At 41.7% G+C, this 26582-nt stretch carries 26 protein-coding genes; 11 read left to right on the top strand and 15 right to left on the bottom strand.

Going from position 1 to position 26582, the window contains the following annotated elements:
* Positions 1 to 109 precede the first annotated feature (109 nt).
* Both VXQ92_RS14090 and VXQ92_RS14085 read left to right on the top strand, forming a co-directional pair.
* The gene (locus VXQ92_RS14090) at positions 110 to 451 is read left to right on the top strand and encodes a hypothetical protein (RefSeq protein ID WP_104472901.1); all 342 of its coding nucleotides are present in this window, start codon (positions 110 to 112) and stop codon (positions 449 to 451) included.
* 115 nt (positions 452 to 566) lie between these two features.
* The gene (locus VXQ92_RS14085) at positions 567 to 1163 is read left to right on the top strand and encodes a hypothetical protein (RefSeq protein WP_064095446.1); all 597 of its coding nucleotides are present in this window, start codon (positions 567 to 569) and stop codon (positions 1161 to 1163) included.
* Between the two features lie 432 nt (positions 1164 to 1595).
* Here the strand turns inward: VXQ92_RS14085 and VXQ92_RS14080 are convergent, their stop codons facing one another.
* The 3 genes from VXQ92_RS14080 to VXQ92_RS14070 form a co-directional block, all read right to left on the bottom strand.
* Positions 1596 to 2645, bottom strand: a complete 1050-nt coding sequence (locus VXQ92_RS14080) for a 3-deoxy-7-phosphoheptulonate synthase (protein WP_416682210.1) — start codon at positions 2643 to 2645, stop codon at positions 1596 to 1598.
* A gap of 522 nt (positions 2646 to 3167) precedes the next feature.
* Positions 3168 to 3698 carry a hypothetical protein gene (locus VXQ92_RS14075; protein ID WP_416682209.1) on the bottom strand — a complete coding sequence of 177 codons (531 nt, stop codon included), beginning with the start codon at positions 3696 to 3698 and terminating at the stop codon, positions 3168 to 3170.
* Positions 3699 to 3917: 219 nt separating this feature from the next.
* The gene (locus VXQ92_RS14070; RefSeq protein ID WP_064095363.1) at positions 3918 to 5030 is read right to left on the bottom strand and encodes an S-(hydroxymethyl)glutathione dehydrogenase/class III alcohol dehydrogenase; all 1113 of its coding nucleotides are present in this window, start codon (positions 5028 to 5030) and stop codon (positions 3918 to 3920) included.
* Positions 5031 to 5152: 122 nt separating this feature from the next.
* Between VXQ92_RS14070 and VXQ92_RS14065 the strand changes: the two genes are divergently transcribed.
* The 3 genes from VXQ92_RS14065 to VXQ92_RS14055 all read left to right on the top strand — a co-directional run bounded on the left by VXQ92_RS14065 (position 5153) and on the right by VXQ92_RS14055 (position 8055).
* A complete protein-coding gene (locus tag VXQ92_RS14065) occupies positions 5153 to 6709 on the top strand; it encodes a phospholipase D family protein (RefSeq protein WP_416682207.1) in 1557 nt (518 codons plus the stop codon).
* Between the two features lie 273 nt (positions 6710 to 6982).
* Positions 6983 to 7420: a hypothetical protein gene (locus VXQ92_RS14060; protein WP_416682205.1), complete on the top strand. Its 438-nt coding sequence runs from the start codon at positions 6983 to 6985 to the stop codon at positions 7418 to 7420.
* Between the two features lie 158 nt (positions 7421 to 7578).
* A complete protein-coding gene (locus VXQ92_RS14055; RefSeq protein ID WP_416682203.1) occupies positions 7579 to 8055 on the top strand; it encodes a pyridoxamine 5'-phosphate oxidase family protein in 477 nt (158 codons plus the stop codon).
* 94 nt (positions 8056 to 8149) lie between these two features.
* On the opposite strand, the gene VXQ92_RS14050 is transcribed toward VXQ92_RS14055, so the two are convergent.
* From VXQ92_RS14050 to VXQ92_RS14020, 7 genes are all read right to left on the bottom strand, one after another.
* Entirely contained in the window at positions 8150 to 8734 is a 585-nt protein-coding gene (locus VXQ92_RS14050) for a uracil-DNA glycosylase family protein (protein ID WP_416682202.1), read from the bottom strand.
* A 32-nt stretch (positions 8735 to 8766) separates the two neighbouring features.
* A complete protein-coding gene (locus VXQ92_RS14045; protein ID WP_416682200.1) occupies positions 8767 to 9477 on the bottom strand; it encodes an SGNH/GDSL hydrolase family protein in 711 nt (236 codons plus the stop codon).
* Between the two features lie 206 nt (positions 9478 to 9683).
* A complete protein-coding gene (locus VXQ92_RS14040; protein ID WP_416682198.1) occupies positions 9684 to 10742 on the bottom strand; it encodes a fatty acid desaturase in 1059 nt (352 codons plus the stop codon).
* Positions 10743 to 11034: 292 nt separating this feature from the next.
* Positions 11035 to 11778, bottom strand: coding sequence for an SDR family oxidoreductase (locus tag VXQ92_RS14035; RefSeq protein WP_064102935.1), 744 nt, complete (start codon positions 11776 to 11778; stop codon positions 11035 to 11037).
* 47 nt (positions 11779 to 11825) lie between these two features.
* Positions 11826 to 12524 (bottom strand): histidine phosphatase family protein, encoded by a 699-nt coding sequence (locus VXQ92_RS14030; protein ID WP_064102936.1) that lies wholly within the window; start codon positions 12522 to 12524, stop codon positions 11826 to 11828.
* The gene (locus VXQ92_RS14025; RefSeq protein WP_064102937.1) at positions 12521 to 13642 is read right to left on the bottom strand and encodes a phosphotransferase family protein; all 1122 of its coding nucleotides are present in this window, start codon (positions 13640 to 13642) and stop codon (positions 12521 to 12523) included. Before VXQ92_RS14025 ends, VXQ92_RS14030 begins: the two co-directional genes overlap by 4 nt.
* 54 nt (positions 13643 to 13696) lie before the next feature.
* Positions 13697 to 14938, bottom strand: a complete 1242-nt coding sequence (locus VXQ92_RS14020) for an acyl-CoA dehydrogenase family protein (protein WP_416682196.1) — start codon at positions 14936 to 14938, stop codon at positions 13697 to 13699.
* 94 nt (positions 14939 to 15032) lie between these two features.
* Between VXQ92_RS14020 and VXQ92_RS14015 the strand changes: the two genes are divergently transcribed.
* Both VXQ92_RS14015 and VXQ92_RS14010 read left to right on the top strand, forming a co-directional pair.
* Positions 15033 to 15950, top strand: coding sequence for a LysR family transcriptional regulator (locus VXQ92_RS14015; RefSeq protein ID WP_416682194.1), 918 nt, complete (start codon positions 15033 to 15035; stop codon positions 15948 to 15950).
* Between the two features lie 228 nt (positions 15951 to 16178).
* On the top strand, positions 16179 to 16733 hold the full coding sequence (locus VXQ92_RS14010; protein ID WP_416682192.1) for a thermonuclease family protein: 555 nt from the start codon (positions 16179 to 16181) through the stop codon (positions 16731 to 16733).
* 89 nt (positions 16734 to 16822) lie between these two features.
* Here the strand turns inward: VXQ92_RS14010 and VXQ92_RS14005 are convergent, their stop codons facing one another.
* Genes VXQ92_RS14005 through VXQ92_RS13995 form a run of 3 tightly spaced genes read right to left on the bottom strand, consistent with a single transcriptional unit; the run spans position 16823 to position 19386 of the window.
* The gene (locus tag VXQ92_RS14005) at positions 16823 to 16930 is read right to left on the bottom strand and encodes a DUF2474 family protein (RefSeq protein WP_144724873.1); all 108 of its coding nucleotides are present in this window, start codon (positions 16928 to 16930) and stop codon (positions 16823 to 16825) included.
* 9 nt (positions 16931 to 16939) lie between these two features.
* The gene (cydB, locus tag VXQ92_RS14000) at positions 16940 to 17944 is read right to left on the bottom strand and encodes a cytochrome d ubiquinol oxidase subunit II (protein ID WP_416682190.1); all 1005 of its coding nucleotides are present in this window, start codon (positions 17942 to 17944) and stop codon (positions 16940 to 16942) included.
* Positions 17941 to 19386, bottom strand: coding sequence for a cytochrome ubiquinol oxidase subunit I (locus VXQ92_RS13995; protein ID WP_064095351.1), 1446 nt, complete (start codon positions 19384 to 19386; stop codon positions 17941 to 17943). Before VXQ92_RS13995 ends, cydB begins: the two co-directional genes overlap by 4 nt.
* A gap of 256 nt (positions 19387 to 19642) precedes the next feature.
* On the opposite strand from VXQ92_RS13995, the gene VXQ92_RS13990 reads away from it, so the two are divergent.
* Entirely contained in the window at positions 19643 to 20083 is a 441-nt protein-coding gene (locus VXQ92_RS13990; protein ID WP_416682189.1) for a MarR family winged helix-turn-helix transcriptional regulator, read from the top strand.
* Positions 20083 to 21285, top strand: coding sequence for an MFS transporter (locus tag VXQ92_RS13985; protein WP_416682216.1), 1203 nt, complete (start codon positions 20083 to 20085; stop codon positions 21283 to 21285). The genes VXQ92_RS13990 and VXQ92_RS13985 overlap by 1 nt, the downstream gene beginning before the upstream one ends.
* A gap of 6 nt (positions 21286 to 21291) precedes the next feature.
* Here VXQ92_RS13985 and VXQ92_RS13980 read toward each other — a convergent pair whose 3' ends face one another.
* A complete protein-coding gene (locus VXQ92_RS13980; protein WP_416682188.1) occupies positions 21292 to 22272 on the bottom strand; it encodes a GlxA family transcriptional regulator in 981 nt (326 codons plus the stop codon).
* A gap of 78 nt (positions 22273 to 22350) precedes the next feature.
* On the opposite strand from VXQ92_RS13980, the gene VXQ92_RS13975 reads away from it, so the two are divergent.
* The gene (locus tag VXQ92_RS13975; RefSeq protein ID WP_416682214.1) at positions 22351 to 24174 is read left to right on the top strand and encodes an acyl-CoA dehydrogenase; all 1824 of its coding nucleotides are present in this window, start codon (positions 22351 to 22353) and stop codon (positions 24172 to 24174) included.
* 54 nt (positions 24175 to 24228) lie between these two features.
* Here VXQ92_RS13975 and VXQ92_RS13970 read toward each other — a convergent pair whose 3' ends face one another.
* A complete protein-coding gene (locus VXQ92_RS13970; RefSeq protein ID WP_416682187.1) occupies positions 24229 to 25443 on the bottom strand; it encodes an alkane 1-monooxygenase in 1215 nt (404 codons plus the stop codon).
* A 188-nt stretch (positions 25444 to 25631) separates the two neighbouring features.
* Here VXQ92_RS13970 and VXQ92_RS13965 point away from each other — a divergent pair, with 188 nt between their 5' ends.
* Entirely contained in the window at positions 25632 to 26582 is a 951-nt protein-coding gene (locus tag VXQ92_RS13965) for an AraC family transcriptional regulator (RefSeq protein ID WP_416682186.1), read from the top strand.

Here is a 26582-nt window from a genome sequence, read left to right as displayed (position 1 = left end):
ATGGTATGAGCCCAGAAGCATTCGAGACAGCTTCAAAATGAGGCTATCTCATGTCTAAGATACTGGGAGCAGTCCATTATGTTAATTTTAGGGAAATTAAAGAGTAGAAATGAACTTAAATCTAAATAATAAAAAATTTGTAAATGCTAAAAATACATCTAATGGAGAAGTATCTCACGAGACTATTTTTAATTATTACCAAGTAGGTGAACGTATAGAAGCTACCTATTCTGGTGGCAGTATTACCAATGGACATTTACTAGGTTTCATGACTTCTGAAAAAACTTTCACTATGGCATACCACCACATCAATGAGATGAATGAATTACGTATAGGTGAATGTAATACTGAGATTGAGATCCAAGCCAATGGAAAAATTAAGTTAATTGAAAATTGGCAATGGCGTAATGGAGACTGTTCTACAGGCGAATCAATACTTGTTGAAATGTAAGGTAGAAATAAATAAAGCCCAGATCTTAGATCGGGGCTTCGTATAATCCGTATTATGTTAATTTTAGAAAAACTGAAATAAGATCAATCTAACTCGTAGCACGACAGGAGGTGATATGAATAATGATATAAGTGAAGCCCCCTATCACCCAGATAAATTACTGATGAAAATTCTTGATGAATTATCCCCTTATCGGTATTTTTATTTACATTTATTTTCCTTAGTTTTTATTGTTGCTTATATTTTTGGGTTCTCTATTGAAGGTTATTCTGGGATTACGAACTTTTCCCAATCGATGATTTTGGCATCACCACAAGTAAAACTGGTTAATGATGTTACGTTAATATTTGAGATATTTATTTTTTTAATTATGTTTTCAAAGTATACCTTTTGGGGGCTAGACATTAGAACTAAACATCTATTTAAAAGATATGAAAGATATTATCAGAGCATTCATGAGATTAAAGATAATAGATCTTTAGTTTTACTAGTATGTTTTTTAACTCTAATAATTATGATTTGTTTTAGATATCAAATGTTTATTTTTACCGATGGTGGGAATATATCTTCAATAAGAAAACTTTTAAATGAACCTAATTTTTTTGTGTATTTGTATATGATTTTAGGTTTTTTAATGAATTTTTTTCTATTTATATGTGCAATTTTTAGTCTAGAGTTAAGAAAGCATGTTAGAAACAGATATTTTAATTAATCATTTGGAAAACTAAGCTTATTTAACATAATGGGTATTATACAAAATTCCTTTTTAAATAGTGTTATTTATCAAATACTTAAATCAATAAATCCAAAACCCCAAAGATCAAAAAACACACGTTTTCACAACTCGTGTGTTTTTTGATCATATTTGTAATATTCTGCTTATAAAATTGATTATTTTTTAATCAAATCGAAGATTTTTTCAATGTTTCCGCTCTTTCCAGGGCAAAAACTATCCCCAATTTCTGGGGATAAAATTTAGACATATATTATGCATATCTTAGTAAAAATTAATCTCGACCTTTGCATCTATTTATTCATTATATTTTTAAACTGTTTAATGAACAATTTTAAACATCAAGGTAAATTACCTCATTAGCTTCTTCTGCCTTCCCCCAATGACTTGGAGAAAGCCAGAACCTGATTTTTAAGCACTACGCCTTAAACCTTCAAGTCGTAGTGAGTCAGTCATATTTAACAGCATCTGTTCGGTTTTAGCCCAACCCAGACATCCATCAGTGATTGATTGACCATAAGTCATTTGCTCAGAAATTTTCTGATTCCCATCAACCAGATGGCTTTCAAGCATTACACCACGAACCTTGGTATGTAAACGTTCTGCCAAGATCTGTTTCAGCACTTCAGGTTGTAGCATCGGATTTTTTGAGCTGTTGCCATGACTACAGTCAATCACCAGTGCCGGCAATTCCATCTGATGTTTTGCCTGTATTTTCTCGATTTCAGCCAACTGGTAATTAGGTCCACTATTTGAACCACGTAAAATTAAATGCGCTTTAGGATTACCTTGAGAATGTAAAATACATGGCAAACCGGACTGGCTCATACCCAGGAATTGATGCGGATGAGAGGCAGACTGAATAGCATCTAGGGCAATCTGGATCGAACCATCAGTACCATTTTTGAAACCAATGCTATATGGCATATGACTTGAGATTTCACGGTGAATTTGTGATTCGCTGGTACGTGCTCCAATCGCGCCCCAAGCCAGCAGATCATCGAAATAAGCGGTTGCCATCGGGCTGAGAATTTCCGAAGCGATTGGCAGACCCATTTCAATAATTTTAAGATATAAGTCACGGGATTTTTCCAGACCCAATTGCATATTGGATGAACCATCCAGATTCGGATCGTAAAGGAAACCTTTCCAACCTACCGTAGTCCGCGGTTTTTCAATATAAGCACGCATGACCAGAAAAATCTGATCAGAAACCTGAGTTTGTAGCTGTTTTAATTTTTCTGCATATTCTAGCGCGGAAGCTTCATCATGAATGGAACATGGACCTGTAATCACCATTAATCGATGATCTCTGCCTTCTAATATATTTTGAACAGTTTGACGATGTTCAGCGACCTGGCTAGCCAATTGCGGAGACAGTGGCAATTGCTGCTTAAGTTGCTGGGGTAAAGTTAAAATGCTTTCAGCATGATGTTGTTGTGATGTATTTGGGGTATTCATGACTTTAATCCTGGGACTGAAAAGCAGTCCAAACTTTTATTTGAGCGTTATGGGTCTAATCGAAACTGTCTTGAGGGTCATTAGCTGACTAAAATAAGACCAATAAAAGCTATTAAAGTATGAATAGTTAAATGTTGTCATGATTGTCTCCAAAATATTCTTAAAAATTAAAGGCATAAAAAAACCTGATCAGGGTTGCCGATCAGGTATAAACTGGTGGGCAACCATTTCATTGCCCAAACGCATTCAGGCAATTATCTAAACTGCCAGAAATAAAAATATGCGTTTGAAATGAGAGGTTGCGTTAACATATTATGTCTTTCATAAAATATGAATCTGAAATTAAAATACGCGCTCTAGGGTCATTTGACAAGTATTAAATATAAAAAAATATTTATTAACTTTTCTACTTTTTTTTTATGATTTTATCACACAGTTAAATATATCAATAAAAATGGCAAAACCCACAGAAATGTAGATTTTGCCAACAGTACTTCACTTCATTTTCATGAAGATGAATAATTAACGTGAAACACGATTCCAGGCATCACGTACTGCAAATTTCGCCTGTTCCCAGTTTAAACGAGATTCGCCTTTCATTTGTTCCCATTTTAATTTCAGATCTTGTTCTGCATCTTCAAAACGGGTGTGGGCATCATAGCTGCCCCGGTTTTCATAACCTACGCGGTAAGCAGTATCGTAATCGCGGTCATAATCCAGATCGCTGTATGTGGTACGGGCATCTGAATAGTATGGGGTATTTACAGAATTATCACGCCAGTAAGCCTGTTCTTCGGTTGGATTTACTGCTTCGCCTATACCTTTACCGGCCAGACCACCGACCACAGCACCCACAACACCACCTACAGCAGCACCAACAGGACCACCTGCTGCACCAACTGCTACGCCTGCGGCTGCACCGCCTGCAGCACCCAAACCTGTTCCTACAGGATGTGCACCAGGTTCACCAGTAATCGGATCTGCATTTAAATCGTCGCGGACATCTTTTGGAGAGTTCTTAATAACATCACGATCAAAATTATCATTCGACATAAAACTTATCCTTATTTTTTAAAATGGTTTCAATCACGTATGTTGATACGTTCTATTTAATATAAACATCTGGAATGTAATGACCTTAGTTTGCTTGTGTTCTTTGGGTGAGTCTGTGTGATGCTTTAATGCACTAATGTATCCTGAATCAAGTGAAATCCGCATAAAAAAGACCGGTTTAATACCGGTCTTTTTCTCTCTTAAGCCTACGATAATCATTTATTCAAAATGAATGACCGTACGGATTGATTTACCTTCATGCATCAGGTCAAAAGCTTCATTGATCTGATCTAATGGCATGGTATGAGTTACAAAAGGTTCAAGCTGAATTTCACCTTTCATTGACTGCTCTACCATTCCTGGTAATTGTGAACGGCCTTTCACGCCACCAAAAGCGGTACCCATCCATTTACGCCCTGTGACTAACTGGAATGGGCGGGTTGAAATTTCTTTACCTGCACCGGCTACGCCAATAATCACCGACTGGCCCCAGCCACGGTGCGCGCATTCCAGTGCTGAACGCATGACATCAACATTACCGATACATTCGAATGAATGGTCTACACCCCAACCGGTCATTTCCACAATAACCTGCTGGATTGGTTGATCATAGTCTTTTGGATTAAGGAAATCTGTCGCACCAAACTGTTTCGCCAGTTCAAACTTATCTGGATTGGTATCTACCACAATAATACGGCCTGCTTTTGCCTGGCGGGCGCCCTGTACCACAGCAAGACCAATACCGCCTAAACCAAATACAGCAACACTATCACCTTCCTGTACTTTGGCAGTGTTATGGACAGCACCAATGCCTGTCGTCACGCCACAGCCCAGCAGGCAGACATGCTCATGGTTAGCTTCAGGATTAATTTTTGCCAAGGATACTTCAGCAACTACGGTATATTCAGAGAATGTTGAACAGCCCATGTAATGGTAGATTGGCTCGCCGTTATAAGAAAAACGCGTAGTTCCATCTGGCATGACACCTTTACCTTGGGTCGCCCGTACAGCAACACACAGGTTGGTTTTTCCAGATTTACAGAACAAGCACTCACCACATTCAGCAGTATAAAGTGGAATTACGTGATCACCTGGTTTCAGACTGGTGACACCTTCACCCACTTCAACCACTACACCTGCACCTTCATGACCCAAGATTGCAGGAAATACACCTTCAGGGTCTTCACCAGACAAGGTAAATGCATCTGTATGACACACGCCTGTATGGCTAATTTTCACCAGTACCTCACCTGCTTTTGGTGGAGCAACATCCACCTCAACAATCTCTAAGGGTTGGCCCGGACCAAACGCAACCGCTGCACGTGATTTCATGTAAAACTATCCTTTTTTTTGCTGGTTTACAGATGACTAACAGTAACCTCTTTCTATTCGGAGATTCAACTATTAACATCGGGAGTTAAGGAATAAAAAATCCTATAATCAATGGAAGATCAATGATTAAACCTTCACCGTTTATCTGTTTAAGTGTTTTTACTTTAACCCTCATGATTTCTGGCTGCGAACTGGCTCCCAACACTGCCAAAGATGCAGAAATTACTCCAGCCCAACCCGCGCAATGGATAGAGGGTCAATTTTCAAAACAGCAGATTCATGAAGGGAAAACTGCTTTTTTACCCTTATATGACGGCTTTATAAGCATGGCGGCACGTGTGTACCTGATTAATAAGGCCCAACACCATCTTGATCTGCAATATTATATCTGGAAAGATGATTATATCGGTAACATGATGTTGGCCCAACTGTTAAAAGCTGCGGAGCGTGGAGTCAAGGTACGGTTACAGATTGATGATCAGAATGGTACGCAGCTAGATGACAAATTGCTGGCCCTAAGCCAGCATCCAAATATTCAGGTAAAGCTTTTTAATCCCTATAAATTTCGTAAATTACGTGCACTTGATTATGGTTTCCGGATGAAACAGGTTAATCATCGCATGCATAATAAACTGATCATTGCTGATGGGACTGCAGCAGTGACTGGTGGTCGTAATATCAGCAGTGAATACTTTGATGCCAGTGAAGACTTCCAGTTTACCGATGTCGATATCTTTTTTACAGGTCAAAGTGTAAATGCTGCGAATCAGACCTTTATCAAGTTTTGGAATGATGATCTTAGTTATAATCTTCAGCAGGTGCTAAATGATGCAGGCAATCCTGAAATGCTCAAAAAACTCAAAACTGAGTTTGCGCACGAAGATGTTGATGAAACTGAATTAAAACGCCGGGTCGGAATAGCCGAGAAACAAGTCGAACAGCAATTGAAAAAACAGCCCATTCAGTGGGCACCTGCTTATTTCGTTGCGGATACTCCCGCTAAAGCACGTCCCCATGCAAAAAATGGCGATTATATTTATACCCATATGCTCGAACTCATGGGTGAGCCCAAAAAACATCTGGAACTGGTGTCTTCATATTTTATTCCAACACAAGAAGGCACCGACTATTTAACTCATCGTGCTCAACAGGGCGTCAAAATCAGAATCCTGACCAACTCTTTTCAGGCCAATGATGTGGCTCTAGTATATGCCTATTATCAACAATATCGTCAGCAGTTACTGCAAAACGGCATCGAACTCTGGGAATTTAAACCTTATATTGTCCGGCCTGAACGTACCTGGTATGAAGTCATGACTGGAAATATTATTCCGGCAAAGAATAAAAATAGCTCAAGTTTGCATGCCAAATTCTTTGATCTGGATGGCATGGTATTTATTGGTTCCTTTAATTTTGATCCGCGTTCAGCTTTTTTGAATACTGAAGTCGGCCTCGTGATCCAGTCGGAAGATTTCCAGAAGGAAATTACTTACGCAATGGATCAGTATTTGCCACGTATCGCTTATCAGCTCAAGCTGAATGAAAAAAATGAAATCATTTGGCTGGAATATCAAAAAGATGGTCGTATCATTAAACATTTACATGATCCGGACACTACAAAATTCCAGCGCTTCATGATGAATCTTGTGACCAAATTTCCAGGCGAATGGTTAATGTAATGACAAAAAAATTACGTTTTAATTACACAAATTATTTTAATGATTAAAAATCATAAATGAAATTTCATTTTTTGAGTAATCTCCTTCTTATCATTCCAGTCTATTCCCTATGGAAGGAGAGATTTTCAATATTAATTAAATTCTTATACTTATATTTATTAGTTTTTTTCTTATACATTAATCAGCTCAATCACGACAAAGCTTTTACCTCCTCCCTCGATTGCTTTAAAATTACACTTTTCCAATCTTTTGCGATTATTCGCCCTCACTCCCATGCAATTTTTTGATTTAAGTCGCCAGTTTAAGTTTAGTGACATTCTAACGCCTGTTAAAACTCTCCATGATTTATCCCAGCAAGAGTGGTATCTGGCCAAGATTCGGGTAGAACATAACTGTCTGTCTGAATCCGTTACGGTCGAGGGTCAGGTAGTTTTAAAATCGAATGAAAATATCCAGCTCGAACTGGAATGGCTGATTCAGGATAATGGCTATGAGTTACAGGTTTTATTTAAAGGTGTAGAAACTGAAGCTACTGATGAGGCCGGCATTATATTAAAAGGTGCTCAGCTGGTCGATGAACAGCAGCAAGCTCTCTCTGCACAAGCTTTGAGCTTATGGATTGATGGTAGTTTATTACCGATGTTACCTGAAATCCGCCGAGAGATTAAAGCACGTTTAAACTTGTGGGATTATGTCGAATACGATGGCTAATCGCCTGCTGCCATTTTTCAAAGAGCCATTTAGCTCTTTTTTATAATCTGAAACATATTTTAGATTGGTAAAGCTACCTGTTTTCAAGGTTTTTTCAGACAATGCCATATGGAAAAATTTACTATAAGCTTTATAAAAAATAATAAGAGAATCAATACATGATTTCTGATAGTGAATGGCAACAGATTCGCCAGATCGTTGCTGATGCACAACGTACTGCCATGCATTGCTCTATTGCAACAGTCAATTCCAAAGGCCTTCCTAGCATTACCCCGATTGGAACGGTATTTTTAAATCAAAAGACCAGTATAGGTTTCTTCTTTGATACTTATTCCGCTACCTTTACTGAAAATTTACAGCATCAGCCACTGGCCTGCATACAAGCTGTGAATACTAGTAAACTGTTTTGGTTGAATGCGCTGCTTAAGGGGAAATTCAAACGTTATCCAGGAGTACGTCTATATGCAGAAATTGGCCCTTTACGTTCAGCCACATCTGAAGAAATACAGCAGGTGGAATCTCGTATTCGAGTTTTAAAATGGACTAAAGGCAGTCAGTTAATCTGGTCTAACTTTCATCATGTTCGGGATATTCAAATTTATAGCTATCGTTGGGTCGAATATCCAAATATGTGAATAATAAAAAACCAAGTTACTAAGCGTAAGTTAATTTCATATTTACAGCTTTAAATTTTTCTAGCTATTTTTCATCTGAATATTGAATTAAATATTAAATCAACCCCACATGCTTAAACATTAATCTGTAACTTTCGGCTTTTTTCTCTAAAGAAACCGGATAAGCGCGGGAAGATGAAGGCATACGATATAAATACAGATCACGTCCGGCAAAATGAGCCTGACTTGGGTGATCAATGCTCGGTTTGACCGTACCTTCAGGCATGGACAACATCATAGTATCTGTAGCCTTATCTCCAGTAGTCATAATATGATTGCACTGCGGCATTTGACTAAGCAGTTGCTCGATATTGGTGGGTACGACAATTTCCAGAAATTTGTCTGAGGCATTACCTTTTAAACGCCGGATCTGATAACCACTGTCAAAGATTGCAATTCCCCTTTGTGTCAAAAACTCCCGGATTAAATTTTCCTTAAATTTTTTGTTGGGTAGATCTAAAAAATAATCTTTATTATTAAAAAAAATCAGTCCAAAAATCCGCCACATATCATTTTGATAATTTGGATAATAAAAATTCATTTTCCAGCGTGTAGCAGGTGGCGGAAAACTACCCAACATCAGTAATTTGGCATTGGGCGGTAAAAATGGAGGTAACGGATGGGTTTCAATATCGGACATAGGATTAACTAAATTGAGAGCTTTTTACTATTTTAGAATGCCTTCTGAATCTTGCCAGCGACTTCTTGTCCCCAAAGTGTATAAACTTCCTTGCTCGGGTGAAAACCATCTGCAGCCATTTGTAAATTCATGGCACGGTATTTTTCAATATCATATTCAATCCATTGCATATTCACCTGCTGATTTACAAATTTTTCCAGTTGCCGGTTCATCTGTTTGGCATATTGGCCAAATAACCAGGCTAAAGGATTCGGTAGCGCTGGGAACATATTCATGGGGGGAACACCGGCAGCAATAACCAGCTTCGGACTAAATTTTTGCTTAATTTTGCTATAAAGTTGTTGCTGTTTCTGAATCCAGACTTCTGCAGACATGAGCCTAGTTACATCATTGACCCCAACTGAAGTAACAATTACATCATAATGCTGGACTTCCATCTGGTCCAAAGTACGCAGTACATTTGAGGTGGTATCACCGGTTTTGGCTTGCAACTTCCATTCAACCTGAAAGTCACTTTTCAGTTCATGCAGAATTGCACCCAGTAATGCATCATCCTGATGTTCTACGCCTACACCTGCCGCCGCGGAATCTCCTAGAATGAGCAAGGACAGTTTTTTGCCTGTTCCGATTTTTCCTTTACGTACACCTTCGGGTTCCGGAAGCCTTAAGGTATTTTTCTTAACGCGACTACCTTGAATGACAAGTGCAGGAATCAAGGCAATGGTGGCGGCTTTCAGCAACATAGCGGGCTATTTTATATAGAGATATGCTTAATTTTACCTGAGTTTGTTCTTTTGAACTATTTCCTCAGCAGTCACTTTAGATGAATAATCACCTAAATTTGACTGAGACAGGATTCTTACAAAATATAGGCTTAGATATCTTTATTTTATCTTCGATAAATAATAAAAAATCCCGCTAAAAAGCAGGATTTTTACAAGCTCACTTATCAGGTTTTATAATCATTCCAGCGATTCATACGCTTGAAGGTTCCAACATCATTGAAACGTACACCTACTTCTTTCATCACTTTATGCGCCGTTTTGGATGTCAGTTGACGGATATAAAATGGCTCCTTGACCACAAAATGATGAATGGCATGAGTTGAACCAAAATTACAGCAGAATAACTGGAATGGGATCAACCACCATGGATTGAGCACCTGGGTTTGTTTGATCACATCACGTGGATCGATATCGCCATAGTAATGCATATTTGAACTGACGAACTGCAAGCTAAAAGAACGGATAAAGTTCGGAATCACCCAGATGACTACCAGCAGATTTACGATCGGCATAGCATCGACAATGCCTTGCGACCAGAGCATCTCATAACCGAAGAGTGGTGCAATTGCATTTAAACCATGAAAGACCACAAACAGATAGCACAATCCATAATAAATAATGCTGAGTGGCAAAAAGCCGAGTAACTGGGAGATCATGGCAATTTTACGTTCTTTTTCAGGCTGTTTTTCCAGAAAAAGATGAATCATTTTAAACATCTGAAATGGACGCAGATACACTGACATTAACTGGTCACTAATCACCAGAATTCGGCGAATGCCCCAAGGCATACCATTACTGATGCCACGTTCTTCCAGGTCATGTTCAGTGCCTGAATATTTATGATGATGCAAATGTAAACGACGACGTGCCCAGGGACTAATCGTGTTTGGACGCGCCAGCCAGACCAGTGCCAGCATCAGATGATGGGCCCAAGGCGTTTTCTTGAAATACATATAATGAATCAGGTCATGTTCCAATTCATGCGTTAAAGATGCAAAAATCGCGATTAAAGGAATGGTAAACCATGCTGAGAGATAACCCGTTCCATATGCTACTGCGCATGTAATCATACCTGCCCACGCCAAGCCTAGAATACTTGCACCGATAAAATTCTGATGTTTAAGTATGGGATAACGAGCACGCACCTCTTCCCCAGCCTGAATAACGATACTTCTAACCTTGGAGATTCGCTGCTGGTCAGTCATATCGGAAGATGTAGACATATGGACAACCTTTGATTTTTGAACAGTTGTACATTAAAGGAAATTCTAGAAAAAAGAAGTTATCTTTCCACTTTTGAAGCGAGTATGTCTAAGTTTTGGACAGTTGAGAAAGTTCTTTAAATTGGAGGGAATTATGAAAAGTGAGAGATTATCTTTTTCATGAAATTAACAGTCAAAATTAGTCGAATTAACTGATCATTAATCATTAAAATTTTTTAAGGTTTGGCTGTAATATCGTTATCATAAAAAGAGAAGCATTCTCGCTTCTCTTTTCAAATATCTAAAATTGCTTTTAGCCCAACTTATTTACCAGTTTAAGTGGTAATACCTTCATGGCTAGACCGAGTGGCAACCACGGCCATTTCGGTACATAGGCTTTAACTGGCGCTTTTTCAATTTCTGCTGCCAATAAACGTGAACCGGTTTTCTCATCTACTTCAAAAGGCAGCTTTTTCGCGCCTTCATTGATTTCAGTCCGAATATATCCTGGGAAAATTGTAGTGACTTTAATTGGCGTATCCATCAGCTCAGCACGAATGCCTTCCGCTAAATGAGCCACGCCGGCCTTACTTGCGCCATAAGCAGTCAAATGTTTTGGCATACCACGCATGGCACTCATGGATGAGATCATGACCAGATGGCCAGAGTTTTGGGCGCGGAAAATTTCCACTGCAGCTTCACATTGTGCCAATGCCGAAATAAAGTTGGTTTCCACTGTAGCTTTATTGATGGCGAAATTACCTTTACCGATGCGGCGACCTTCACCCACACCTGCATTCACGATAATCCGGTCAATGGTGCCGAAGTCTTCTTTAAAAGCGCGGAAAACTTCAAAAACCTGATCGTAATCGGTGACATCCAGTGTTTTGGCAATGACTTTAATATTATATTGGCTTTCCAGTTCCTGCTTTAAGGTTTCCAGACGATCCAGGCGACGTGCACAAATCGCCAGGTTATAGCCTTTCTTGGCAAATTCACGTGCCATACCGGCACCGATCCCTGAACTTGCACCGGTAATTAAAATTGTTTTAGCCATGGGTTTACCCTATTCCTTTATTTTTTTACAGTAGTATTCGATATGATTTAGATCCAGGTCAGCAATTCCGGATGCTGTGCCTTGATAAAATGATGTTCATTTAAACTGAGTAGTTGCGGTTCATTACCTACCAGCCGCAGTGTCGTAATACTGGTATTGGTAATCGCCCAGTTCAAAGCAAAGGTTTTTTCTGGGCTAAGGCCCAAAATTTTGCCTACAGCCACAGAAATCACGCCGCCTGAGGTATAAACGACTGCATAACGTGGGCGGCTTTTGGCCAGCTGGTCACACAGATTTTGCAAACCGGTTTCCACACGGTCTTTAAAATTCGGCCAGGATTCATCATATTCATGGTGGTAATCATCGCCGGTCCAACGTGCAATCGCACCGGTAAAAATTTTGCTGAGGTAATCCCGAGGATTTGCATGCTCTGACACGTCCTGTTTGAGCAATTCAGGCTGATTAAAACGCGGTTCATAACGTGCAAATACCTGCTGATGATTAAATTCATTCCAGGCACTATCCGTCAGAATCTCACTTTCCGGAAAACATTCTTCCAGAGATAATTTTGCTGTCTGTTGATGACGCTGCATGGAACCTGCAACCACATACGGTGCTTCTTTCAGAATTTCATCAAAATAGCGGCCCAAAAGCTTTGCCTGTAACTCGCCATTGGGCGAAAGCTGATCATAACTTTCTGCGCCAAAAGAGGCTTGGCCATGCCGGATCAGGTAAATAGTGGTCATTTTGGCATTATCTCTTTAAATTTCAGAATATATTTCTGTGCGATCTCATTAGCTTCCAGTTTTTGGCTGCCAATCAGTTTTAAAGCACGAATATGCAAGGCATGAATTATCACCCAGAAATCCTTAAAGGCCGGATTATTGGTTTGTTTGTGGTAATAACGATAATAAATTTGCTGGGCAATGACCGCGAGACGGAATACACCAAACACCTCATAAAATGTCCAGTTCTCAGGCTGCAAACCGGTTTTTTCAAGATAGTAATCTACGACCTCTTTACGGGTAAACATACCTTTTAGATTGGTCGGCTGACGACGAGTCGCTTTAAAAATGGCATTATCGGTATCTTCTACCCAATAGGCCAAGGCAGAACCCAGATCCATCAGCGGATCGCCGAGAGTGGCCATTTCCCAGTCCAGTACACCAATCACTTCAGTCGGATTCTCTGGATCCAGAATGAGATTGTCAAAACGCCAGTCATTATGAATGACGCAGGTTTTAGAGTCGGAAGGAATATTTTCATTAAGCCAGTTGCGTACATATTTAAAAGATGGAACATTTATGGTCTTGGCTTTCTCATAACGATTATCCCAACCTTCTACCTGACGGCGGCAATAACCCTCACCTTTGCCCAACTTTTCCAGCTCGGTGCCTGTATAAGGAACCTGATGCAATTCGATCAGTTTATCAATCATATTGATACATAATGTCCGAATATCAGACTCAGTCAGTTGCAATTCAGGTGGCATTTTGGCGCGTGGAATAATGCCTTCGATGCGTTTCATCACATAGAAGTCACAGCCAATCACCGATTCATCCTGACAAAGCGCGACCATTTCAGGTACGACCGGATAGTACCCAGCCAAAGCTTTCTGCACATGATATTCACGTGCCATATCATGGGCTGATTTGGCTTTGGTGCCTTGTGGCGGGCGACGTAAAATTAGATCGGCATTGGCATACTTTAGACGATAGGTCCAGTTTGAAGCCCCACCTGAATATTGAGTCACTTCAACGGGGCTTTCAACATTGTTACCGTTTTGGATTAACCATTCGGTAATGGCCTGTACATCCAGTTCTTCACCTTGACGAACTCTTCCACCAACATCAATAACCGCCATAATGTTTCCTCAAAATTTTTTAATACGTTTCAATCTTCTTGTTAAAAAACCAGATTACTTTTTGCGACGAGTACTGTAGCCACGTTTTGCCAGTTCCAGTTTGGCAATCATGCCTTTATGCACTTCATCCGGGCCATCGGCCAGACGTAAGGCACGTGCCTGAGCAAAGAATCCTGTCAATGGCGTATCCCGAGAGACTCCGGCACCGCCGTGGATCTGGATCGCCATATCGACCACTTTTTCCAGCACACTCGGCGCAACGACTTTAATTGCAGAAATTTCAGTCAATGCAGCCATATTCCCTAAAGTATCCATTTTATAGGCAGCATACAAGGTCAAAAGACGCGCCTGATCAATTGCAACCCGTGCTTCCGCGACACGCTCCAGGTTGCCGCCAAGTTTTAAAATCTCTTTGCCAAATGCGCTGCGGCTCATACCACGGTCTATCATCAACTCCAAAGATTTTTCCGCCGCACCAATACAGCGCATGCAATGATGAATACGACCTGGTCCTAAGCGACCTTGAGCAATTTCAAAGCCCTGACCGGCACCACCAATAAAATTTGAAACAGGGACACGGACATTATCAAAACTGATTTCGCCGTGGCCATGTGGTGCATCATAGTCACCAAACACTGGCAGCATACGTTCGATTTTAACGCCGGCAGTATCTACCGGGACCAGAACCATCGAATGCTGATGATGACGGTCTTTTGTTTCATCTGGAGTATGCGCCATAAAAATAATGATTTTAGCATTCGGATCACCCAGACCTGATGACCACCATTTACGACCATTCAGAACAATCTCATCACCTTGAATTACCGCCGTTGCCTGCATATTGGTGGCATCACTGGATGCAACTGCAGGTTCAGTCATACAAAAGACCGAACGGATTTTTCCTTCTAAAAGTGGCATCAGCCATTGCTGTTTCTGTTCTTCAGAACCATAACGCCATAAAACTTCCATATTGCCGCTATCAGGAGCATTACAGTTAAATACCGTTGGCGCAATCAGGCTATGGCCGGAAAGTTCCGCGATATGCGCATATTCCTGAACCGACAGGCCTTGACCAAGTTCTGGACAAGGAAGAAACATATTCCAGAGGTTTGCAGCTTTGGCTTTGGCTTTTAAATTTTCCAGTTCTGTAGGCCATTGCCATTTGGTCCAGTCTCCACCTTGGTTTAACTCGTGAACCTGCTGCCAGAATTCAGCTTCGACCGGTTCAATTTCTTCACTAATAAACTTTTTAGTTCTGTTTAAATAATCCTGTGCATGTGCTGACAGTTCAAACATTGATTCATCCCTCTAAATATTCTAATTCATACGCTTTACAACACCTTAACCCAAATTATATTATGAATAAAATGATTTTAATCCATACAATATTATGCATAGTATTCATTCTAAAACCGTGATGGATCTTCGAAATTTCCATCGTATTGACATTAACCTTTATCCACTTTTTATTGCGATTTATGAGCAAAATAGTATTTCTAAAGCTGCACAGATTTTATCAGTTAGTCAGTCTGCTGCCAGTCATGCGTTGCAACGTTTAAGACAGCATTTACAAGATGATTTATTTGTACGCACCGGTAGCAAAATGCAGCCCACCCCATTTTCAGAACAGATATATCCTGAAGTAAAAAACGCACTTTTTGCGATTCAAAATATTTCGATTCAGCATCAGCAGTTTAACCCTGAGATGATCCAGAGCCTGAAGATTGCGGTTCATGATGAAATTGAGCCGATGATTTTCCCTAAACTGGTTCAGCACTTTCAGCAGCTTAGCCTTGATATTCAACTTAGCAGCATGAAGCTGGATCGTAAAAATATTGCAGCAGATCTGGCCTCTCAGCAGGTCGATTTCGTCATAGATCTGGAACAAAATATTGCTGAAAAAATCCAGTTTGAGCGCCTGGTACAAGATGAATTTGTAGTATGTACACAATTGACAGAAATGAGTGAACAGATTTATCTTGCCTCTCCTCATATTGGCGTGTCCTCACGTCGTACTGGGGTTTTAGTTGAAGATATTTATTTAAATCGGAAACAGTATTCACGGCAGATTTTTTTACGTTGTCAGCATTATTCAACTGCACTACAAATTTTAGAGCAACAAAAGACAGCTATGTTGACTATTCCTAAAAATGTATTGGCACATTTACAACTGGCTGCTTGTCTGAATATTTTTAAAGTTCCTGTAGAACTGCCTGAAATTAATATGGGTATGTATTGGCATAAGGATTTACAAGAGAATAAGAGACATCAATTTTTAAAAAGTGAAATTTATAAAATTTTTGCTTAGGCTATTTATAAAGGAGTTTAAATCTGCTTAGGCTATTTGAAATATTAATTTTTGATGCCCGTGGATTTATCTTATCAGCATAAAAATATACTTAGGCTATTTTAGTCGGTACAAAACTAAACACTGAGTGATTAGCTTTTAATCCGTAGATCTACTGGCTTTGCTCTAAAATGACCCAACTTTTAGCTGTGTTCTCGCAGCTGTATCTTGCTGATTTGGATCTCGCCCTTGTTAAATCTCTCCACCAGCTGGCAAATTGTGCTGGGTCTAGTATTGTTGTGTTTTTCCTATTATCTACTGCACAAAATTACGGTCTATTTAAAAGACATATTCCGTCCCTTTAAGAAAGGGAAAAAATATTGGTGCCGCGTAAAAGCCGTGAGTGATGGGGATACACTCACCTGCTACCGTTTTAATATCCGTCGCTCTGAAACCAAATTACGCTTTGCTTTTGTAGATGCACCAGAATCTAGTCAGGCCTATGGCAAGGAATCACAGCGACTAGTCAAAAGTATGGTGCATAATAAAATGGTTCGGGTAAAGATTACCGACATTGACCGTTATGGCCGTTGCGTCGGGGTGGTCTACCGCTATCGTAAAAATATCAATGAAGAGATTGTTAAACGTGGTGCAGCCTGGGTTTATGAGGAATACATCAAAGATAAAAACCATTTACGCTATATGATTGGACTGCAAGATAAAGCTAAGAAGCAGAAGAAAGGCCTTTGGAAACATACTCGTCCTGTACGTCCAAGTGTTTATCGCAAACAGTTAAAATCCTAAATTTAATTTTTTTATAATAGATCAATTGCAGCTAAGAAAAGTGATCAGGATATCCAGATCACTTTTCTTTTCATATTGATTTTATTAATTTAGTAAGCTAAATGCACCATAAAGCGGAATGCGCCGGCAATCACTGCCAGCGTTAAAAATCCCGCTAGCCATAATCCTACAAACCATAATACCTGTTTGCCTTTCATGACCGCTCCTTAATGATAGCCATCATCGCCAACCCTGACCTTATGCCGGAATACCCAATAGGACATACCCGTATAAATCACAATAATCGGGATCAGGATCAACGCACCAATCAAAGTGAATAACTGGCTATTTTCATGTGCTGCTGCCTGCCAGATGGTCACGCTTGGCGGAATAATATATGGCCACAGGCTGATTAAGAAGCCAGTATAAGCGAGGAAAACCAGCACCAGCATATAGGTAAATGGACCTAATTCACTGCGTCTCTTACAGGCACGCAAAGCCAGCCAGGTAAACAGCAGAACCAGAATTGGAACCGGCATAAAATACGTAAGTTGAGGCTGGCTAAACCAGCGTTCAGCAATTTGCGGATGGGTTAACGGCGTATATATACTTACACCGGCCAGTATAACCAGTAAGGCAATAATCAGCTTTGGCATCAGTTTAAACATTCGATCCTGCAAGTCATCTCCAGTTTTATAGATCAGCCAACCACAACCCAATGCTGCATAGAGGACTACCACACTAATACCGGTAAAAATACTAAATGGACTAAGCCAGTCTAGACCACCTCCGACATAAACACCGTTCCGGGTCTCAATACCCTGAATATAGGCTCCTAGAATCATGCCTTGCAGAAAACTGGTAAGTACAGAACCGCCTATAAAGGCTTTATCCCACCAATGCTTGCTACGGTTTGCCTTGAAGCGGAATTCAAAAGCCACGCCCCGGAAAATCAGAGCAATCACCATCAGAATAATTGGCATATATAATGCCGAGAGTACGGTTGAGTAAGCAAGGGGGAAAGCTGCAAATAGCCCGGCACCGCCCAACACCATCCAGGTTTCATTACCATCCCAAACCGGAGCAACAGTATTCATCATGACATCACGTTCATCCTGATGCGGGAAAAAAGGAAACAAGATGCCGATTCCCAGATCGAAACCATCAAGAATGGTATATACCAGTACACCAAGACCAATAATCGCAATCCAGATTAGTGATAAATCAATCATTTTTTATCCTCCTGATCCGGTTGTTCAGGAACTTCTTCAATACGCTCGCGAATACTACTTAATGGTCGACGCGAAGCCTGAACCACATCGCTATCTGTTTCATGATGTGGTCTGGAATGAATGAACTCTGGACCTTTGTGCATAAGACGTAACATGTAGTAGATCCCGATGCCAAATACCACACAGTAGACGACTACAAAAATTATCAGGGTTAGCCCCACCTGTTCGGCGGATACCGGTGACAGTGCATCCTTGGTCCGCATGATGCCGTAGACTACCCAAGGCTGACGGCCGACTTCCGTCGTAAACCATCCAGCCAGCAAGGCAATAAATCCGGAGGGACCCATAATCAAGGCAAAACGGTGTAATGCGCGGGACTCATAAAAACGACCTCGGTTACGTGCCCACGCCCCCCATAATGCCAGTAACAGCATGAGGACTCCCAGACCGACCATGATCCTGAAGCTCCAGAAAACGATTAATGAATTAGGCCGGTCTTCAGGTGCAAAATCTTTGAGTCCTGTGACCGTTCCATCCATTGAGTGAGTCAGAATCAGGCTCCCCAAGTTCGGAATTCCGATTGCATATTTGGTTTCTTCAGCTTGCATATCGGGAATCCCAAAAAGATATAAAGGCATGCCTTCATCATGATTGGTTTCCCAGTGCCCTTCTATTGCGGCCAGTTTCGCTGGTTGATGCTCAAGAGTATTAATACCATGCATATCACCAATAACCACCTGCAATGGCGCAAGTACCAGAATCAACCACATTGCCATAGAGAATGAAGTTTTAACCAGTGGATCACGACGTCCCTTGAGCAGATGCCAGGCTGCTGCAGAAGCTACCAGCAAAGCAGAAACCAGAAAAGCAGCTGTACCCATATGTGCCAGACGATAAAGGAAAGAAGGATTAAATATGATAGCAATCCAGTCTTGCGGGATAATCAGGCCATTTTCTATTGCAAAACCGTGTGGAGTCTGCATCCAGCTGTTGGAAGATAAAATCCAGAACATGGAAATACAGGTTCCAAGCGAAACCATCAAGGTCGAGAAAAAATGTGCCTTCGGTCCCACTCGTCCCCAGCCAAATAACATGATGCCGAGAAATCCGGCTTCCAGAAAGAAAGCGGTTAAAACTTCATAGGCCAGTAAAGGTCCGGTGACACTACCCGCCACCCGTGAAAACTCACTCCAGTTCGTTCCGAACTGATAGCTCATGACCACGCCTGAGACTACACCCATCCCGAATGCAACAGCGAAAATTTTCACCCAGAATTTGAACAGATCCTGAAAAATCGGGTTTTTGGTTTTGAGCCAGCGCCATTCCAGAATAGCCAGAAAACCGGCCAGCCCAATTGAAATGGCAGGAAAAATGATATGAAAAGATACAGTAAAGGCGAACTGTATTCGTGCTAACTCTAATGCAGTTAAACCCAGAGTCATAAGCTTCACCTATGTATTGTTATTTGGCATCTTTGCCTTACAATTTTTAAGTCATGAATTCTTCTAGTGACATGGCTAGCTTAGGCGCGACCATTATAAAAAGTATGTATTCTTTTGTTGGTTATTTTTTAATCATGTTAAACCATGTAACTATAGCTAGCAAAAAGAACATGCTTAATCATTTTAAAAATCCCCCCTTGAGCTTTAGATAAAACAGGCGTAAATTAAGCAAAAATTAGTTACCCAGGTTAACTATATGTTCTATCAGACTTCCAGATTTCGTTCCTTGTTGTTGCGGTGCGCACGACTCATGAGTGATGAGATCAATACTATTTTATTATCCTCTCAGCTCAATTACTCCCTATGGCAAGTGCTTTACATCATTCAAGCCCACCAACAATGTACATTGGTTGATATTTCAAGCTATTTGAATGTGTCGAAGCCCAGTATTACTAGGCGGATTCAGCAACTGGTGGAGCTGGATCTGATCGCCCAGATCGAAACTGAAGATAAGCGTCAAAAACTATTCAAACTGAGTGAACAAGGCATAGAAACCTTTGCCATGTGTTCCAAGCAGATTGATGCATTTGAAGATCAGTTACTTGAACAGATTGAGGCAAATGATCTGCAAAAAAGTAAAACTACCCTGGTACAACTTATTCAGCAGTTACAACCTACTTCTCAGGAAAACTCATGATGAGCCAAGAAGAAGAAGCGCCTTTATGGACGCCCAACTTTATCCTGATCAGTCTGGTAAATTTTCAACTGGTTCTGGTGTTTTACTTGCTAGTAATTGTCATCGTCGGTTACTCAGTTGCTGAGTTAAGCGCGTCGACTGCTCAAGCCGGTCTGGTATCGGGTCTGTTTATTGTGGGTACGTTATTTGGACGATTATTGATTGGAAAATTACTGAACCGTCTGGGTTTGAAAAATACTCTTGTTATTGGTTTGACTGGTTTCCTTCTTTTTTCCGGACTGTATTTGATTCCGGCCAAGCTGGAGGTTTTATTAGGGATCCGGCTGATACACGGTTTTATGATGGGTATGGCTTCTACTGTACTGGGTACCGTGATTGCACAGACCATTCCTGCCACCCGGCGTGGTGAAGGGATTGGCTATTACAGCATGAGCAGCACCCTTGGCACAGCGATTGGTCCCTTTGTCGGAATCTGGCTGATGACAAATTTTAATTATCAGGTAATTTTCATCTTTACCAGTATAGTTGCGCTCAGCTGCCTGATTTGTGGCTTGTTCATCCAGCCACCACGCCTTAAGGCAGGTCATTCATCAGCAGATTCTACTTCGCAAAGCACCAGTAAACTGGCTCAGTATATTGAACCGAATGCCCTACCGATTGCATTGATTGTACTGCTGGTGGCTACTTCTTATTCAGGTGTACTGTCCTTTATTCATTTTTATGCCAAAGACATTAATCTGGTCGAAGCAGCATCATTCTTTTTCTTAATGTATGCCTTTGCCATTTTGCTTTCGCGTCCTTTTACCGGCCCGCTGATGGATCGTAAAGGCGAAAATATCATTATCTATCCTGCCATTGTGATTATGGCACTGGGAATATTGCTACTCAGTCAGGCGCAAAACTCTGTGATGCTACTTGTCAGTGCTGCCTTGCTTGGTTTTGGTTTTGGGAATATCCAGTCGGTGTGTCAAACCATTGCGGTGAAAAGTACGACGTTACAGCGTATGGGACTCGCAACCTCAACCTTCTTTATTGCCCTGGATGCCGGTCTTGGTTTTGGCCCTTATTTCTTGGGTATTCTGCTGGATCAGATTGGTTATCGCCAGCTTTATCTATTCTTGGCACTGCTCACCCTGAGCTGTCTGGTCTGGTATTACCTTGTGCATGGCCGTAAAGCAGGAAAAGTACAGCCTTCTCATTAAACACTTTTAAAAGCGCCGGCTAAACCGGCGCCGGTATTCCAACGGCGTCAGACCGGTTTTTTTATGAAATAAACGGCGGAATGAACTTGGATCCTGATAGCCGACATTTTGCATGATCACATCCACAGCTTGATCGGTTTCTTCCAGTCGTTTACGGGCAGCTTCAATTCGGATCGCTTGTAGATACTGATTGGGCGGTATGTCTAAGGCTTGTTTAAAGCGTCGAATCAGGGTTCGGCCAGTCACATTAAACTGCTCTGCCAGCTGGTTCAAACTAAAATCTTCATGAAAATGCTGCTCTAGCCAGTTCTGGATTTTTTGTACCAGTTCATCATGGTGCGGCTGGCCAATATTCAGCAATGAATAAGACAACTGGCTATCACGGCGGTAATCAATTACGAAAGATTTAGCCGATTGCATGGCCACCTCAAAGCCATACAAGCGCTCAATCAGATGCAAACCCAGGTCAAACCAGGCCAGGCCTCCACCCGCGCAATAGATATTCTGATCCCGGCTAATCATCAGATCGGCATTCAGTTTCACCTTAGGATAGCGGGAACGGAACATTTCCTGAAAACCCCAATGCGTTGTTGCAACTCGGTCATCTAAAATGCCTGCTTCTGCCAGAAAGAAATTCCCGGTACAGTTTCCTGCAATTAAAGTCACATCTGCATGTGCAGATTGTAAAAAATGAATCAGTTCTGGATTCTGTTGCAATACATCCTGAATCGGTGCGGCAATAGTCGGCACCACCAGAATATCAGCAGTTTGAATCTCTTGATAAGAAACATGTGCCTGCAACTGCAGCCCATTGATACACCGAATCGGGTGTCCATCCGGACTGGCGATACTCACCTTAAACAAGCGCTTTACATCCTGCTGCTGGATCCGGTTCCAGCTTACGCCAGCCATGGAAAATAAATCGACCACACCTGTAATGGCTGAAGCCAAAGCGCCATCAAAGCCTAAAATCACCACCTGTTGCATATTTTTCTATTTGTCACTTTTCACCCGATTCATGTCATTATTGACAATCCTCCTCAATAAAAGCAACTGCTAGTCTTGATGCTATCTCAAGGATTAAACATTCAGGATAGTACCGTGACTCAACTGATGAACGATAAAGATCTTCATTTCCAGCTTTATGACGTATTCAAACTTGAAGCGCTGACTAAACTGCAACGCTATCAGGATCATGACAAAAATACTTTCGACAGTATTCTGGAAACGGCAAAAGGTATCGCGACTGATTATTTTGCACCGCATAATGCCAAAGCTGATCAGCATGAACCGAACTTTGACGGCAAACAGGTCAAAACCATTGATGAAGTGAAGACAGCTTGGCAACAGTTTGCCGATGCCGGCCTGCTCTGCGCCCAGCATGATTATGCAGATGGCGGCATGCAACTGCCCACTTTGGTGAATATGGCCTGTAATACTTATTTCATGTCGGCCAATCCGTCCACCGTGGCTTATTCTTTTCTAACAGCAGCTGCGGCGAACCTGATACAGGCTTTTGCCTCCCCAGAACAAAAGCAAATATTCCTACCGCATATGTTGAGTGGCCGCTTTGCTGGCACCATGGCCATGACCGAACCGAATGTAGGTTCCTCTTTGGGCGATCTGACCACTAAAGCGATTCCTCAGACAGATGGAATTTATAAAATTAAAGGCCAGAAAATGTTTATTTCGGGTGGCGATCAGGACATTAGCGAAAATATTGTGCATCTGGTCTTGGCGAGGATTCAGGATGCGCCGCAAGGCGTGAAAGGAATTTCCCTGTTTATCGTACCAAAACTCAGAACTCATGAGGATGGTTCCCTCGGTAAAGCTAATGATGTACAGCTGGCTGGCTTACTGCACAAAATGGGCTATCGAGGTACTACATCTACAGTTTTAAGCTTTGGAGAAAATGATAATTGCTTAGGCTATTTAATTGGAGAACCTGGACATGGCTTAAAATATATGTTCAAGATGATGAATGAAGCGCGTGTGGGTGTAGGTCTGGGCGCAGCCATGATTGGTTATCGTGGCTATCTGGAATCTCTGGATTATGCTAAAAACCGTCCGCAAGGCCGGCCAGTTCATGAAAAAACACCTGACTCCAAACCAGTGAATATCATTGAACATACCGATGTCAAACGCATGCTGCTGGCGCAAAAGTCGTATGTAGAAGGTTCGCTGGCACTTTGCTTATTTGCAGCCCGATTAATTGATGAACATCAGGCAGCTCAAGATGAAGATAGTGCCATTCTGCTTGATCTTATCACCCCGGTGGTTAAATCCTTCCCTTCTGCATATGGCCCGAAAGCCAATGATCTGGCTATTCAGGTCCTGGGCGGCGCGGGTTATACCCGTGAATATCCGGTGGAGCAATGTTACCGTGATAACCGGCTCAATCCGATTCATGAAGGTACTTATGGCATTCAATCTCTGGATCTGCTGGGTCGTAAACTCTGGCAGCACAATGGCAAAGGGCTAAATCTGCTCATGCAGCGCATCCAGAAGACCTTGTCAGAAATTCATGAACCTAAGATAGTGGAACTGGCAGAGATCTATAAACAGCATCTTGTCACTGTACAAGAAACTACTCAGGTTTTAGGTCAGGCCCTACATCAAGGCAAAGTCAGTGAAGCTTTGGCCAATTCAGGCCTGTATCTGGATATGATGGGTAAGACCATCCTGTCCTGGCTCTGGCTGGAAATGGCGAATCAGGCTCAACTCAAGTTTGGCACATCTTCGCAGGCAGAAGATCAGACTTTTCTGGCAGGGAAAATTCAGGCAGCTCAATATTTTATTCGCTGGGAACTCCCGGAAGTTGAACATCAAGCCAAATTACTGATGAATCTGGATGATACTTGCCTGAATATGCAAGCCGACTGGTTCTAGGCAGAATTCATCAAAAAATGCGCCTTTATCGGCGCATTTTTATTTTGTAATTCATTAAGCTGCAGAGTCTTTTACACCAAATTTTTTAAACAGTTTGGCACCCTTGGAAGGCAAGATATTGGCCTTGCTTAAATCGCCCTGATAATGCTGATATACCCGCTGATCCATGATTTTGTACCATAAAGGTGGAATCAAGGCTGGAATCAACATGGTTGCATAACCGCTGGGTAATTCTGGCGCTTCATCAAAATGCCGCAACGCCTGAAATGGACGGCTTGGGAAAGCATGATGATCAGAATGGCGCTGTAACTGATACAAAAACAGATTGGTCACGATATTATTATTGTTCCAGCTATGTTCCGGTAAGGTTCGCTCATAACTGCCATCCGCTTTCTGTCCGCGTTTTAGTCCGTAGTGCTCGATATAATTCACAATCTCAAACAGGCTGACGCCATAAAATGCCTGTGTCAGTGTATAAGGAATAATTTTCTTGCCGTACGCCTGCAGCATCAATGCATGATAGCCGGCACTCATGGCCCAGCCATGAAACAGTTCATTTTCCTGATTAAAGAATTTCAGTCCTTTACGCTCGAGCCGTCTTTTTTCAATCTGGATTGCAGATTTTAATCCGCCTATTACTGTACGTGGCCAGAAGCGGTAAAAAGACTCACCCATTTTCGAAGATGCCGGATCTTCTGGTGTCGCCACCCGTTTATGGTGTCCATAAGGATGTTCAATCCGAAAATGGTTATAACCCAAAGGCATCAGGCTGGCATGAGACCAGTAATGGTCTTTTTTCTGGGGACGATGGCTGAGTTCATGTGCGGTATTCACCCCCACACCATTAATCGCCCCCATAGAAACTCCAAGCAGTATCTGATCCAGCAAAGACACATTTGGCCGGCTTACGACATAGCCGGCAAAGGCATTGGCTGCCATTTGCAAGGGAATAAATGCTTTTACAATGCGGTCATAATAAGGATCGTTAACCAGTGCCTTGATCTGCTCATCATTTGGATTATTGGCATCATCGCCAATCAGTGCGTCCAATGTCGGAATGATTACATGCAGTAATAAAGGCCCGCCCATCGCAAAGATTTTTTGAGTGGCTTTGGGACCAAAATGATAACCAGCCAGAATTCCCATTCCGATCACAGGCAGACCTGGGCTGAGCAACCAGCCAAAACGTTTTTTATCCAGCTTTACACCTTTTGGTGCGTACGCTTCCTGCGTAAACTGCGCTTTCTGGATTTGTGCAGGGGCATTCATTGCGACCTTCCTTTTTTATGTTACTCTGCACTTATAGTTGAATATTTCAGCAGTAGCGAACAGTATTCAACGTCCAGAAAAGCTATGTCAGCGTCTTTGGCACATGCTGCCAAATTCTGGCCTAAAATCACAAAGTTAAAAAATTTATTGTCAATTAAATGAAATAAAACAGAAGAATAGAGCTAGGCATGGATGCTTTAAGTAAAATTTTTGATGATATTCATCTGGAAAAATCGGAATATCTTTATCTAAATGTGTTTCATCCGGGCGGCTTTGACTATCAGCATGAGCCTTTTATGCTGGCCTATATCCTGTTACAGGGACAGGCCCAATTAAAGTTCATGAATGGTGATGGGCTGGAGCTGCAACAAGGTGATCTGGTGCTATTACCAGCAGGTTCCGCCCATCATGTTTCCTGCCCAGACAATGCCGATTTTTCTGCACGCTGTGCGATTAATCCTTATTTTCAGAGCCATGCACAGCAATGTGTCGATCTCAATGGGGAAAATTCTACGGAGCATAGCTTCATACTGGCCATTCGTTCCAGCCTGGATATCCAGATGGCCAAACCTCTTTTGAGTGCCTTACCTAAATACCTGCATATTCAGCATATTCTGGGTGATACGGCGCCGGAATGGTTACAGGTCGGCTTGCAGTTTCTGGCACTGGAAACCCAGCAGCTTCGTCCGGGACGTGACAAGATTCTGGATCATCTGGTCAGTATTTTACTGATTGAATGCGTGCGTGATTATATTTTAAACCTGGAAAATGCCTCGAGCTGGCTGAATGCTCTCTCACATCCGGAATTATCTAATGCACTGGCGGCGATTCATGGCAAACCTGAACAGTCCTGGACCGTAGAAAGTCTGGCCGAACAGTGTCATATGTCACGTTCCAAATTCGCCCAGTTGTTTACCCAGATTGTCGGTGAGCCGCCTCTTGCTTATCTGCAACAGCACCGCCTGCGCCTCGCCGCGCAATATTTGAGAAATAGTGGATTTGGTATCCAGCAGATCGCTTATCTGGTTGGTTATTCATCCGAGACGGCATTTAGTCAAAGTTTTAAAAAACAGTTTGAACAGACGCCGACCCAATACCGGCTGAATTCTCAGAAGAATCAGTCTATATTACCAGACTAA

Source organism: Acinetobacter sp. 228 (assembly GCF_048147885.1).
The sequence above is the reverse complement of the archived record's forward strand: the minus strand, read 5'-3'. Positions and strand labels throughout refer to the sequence as shown.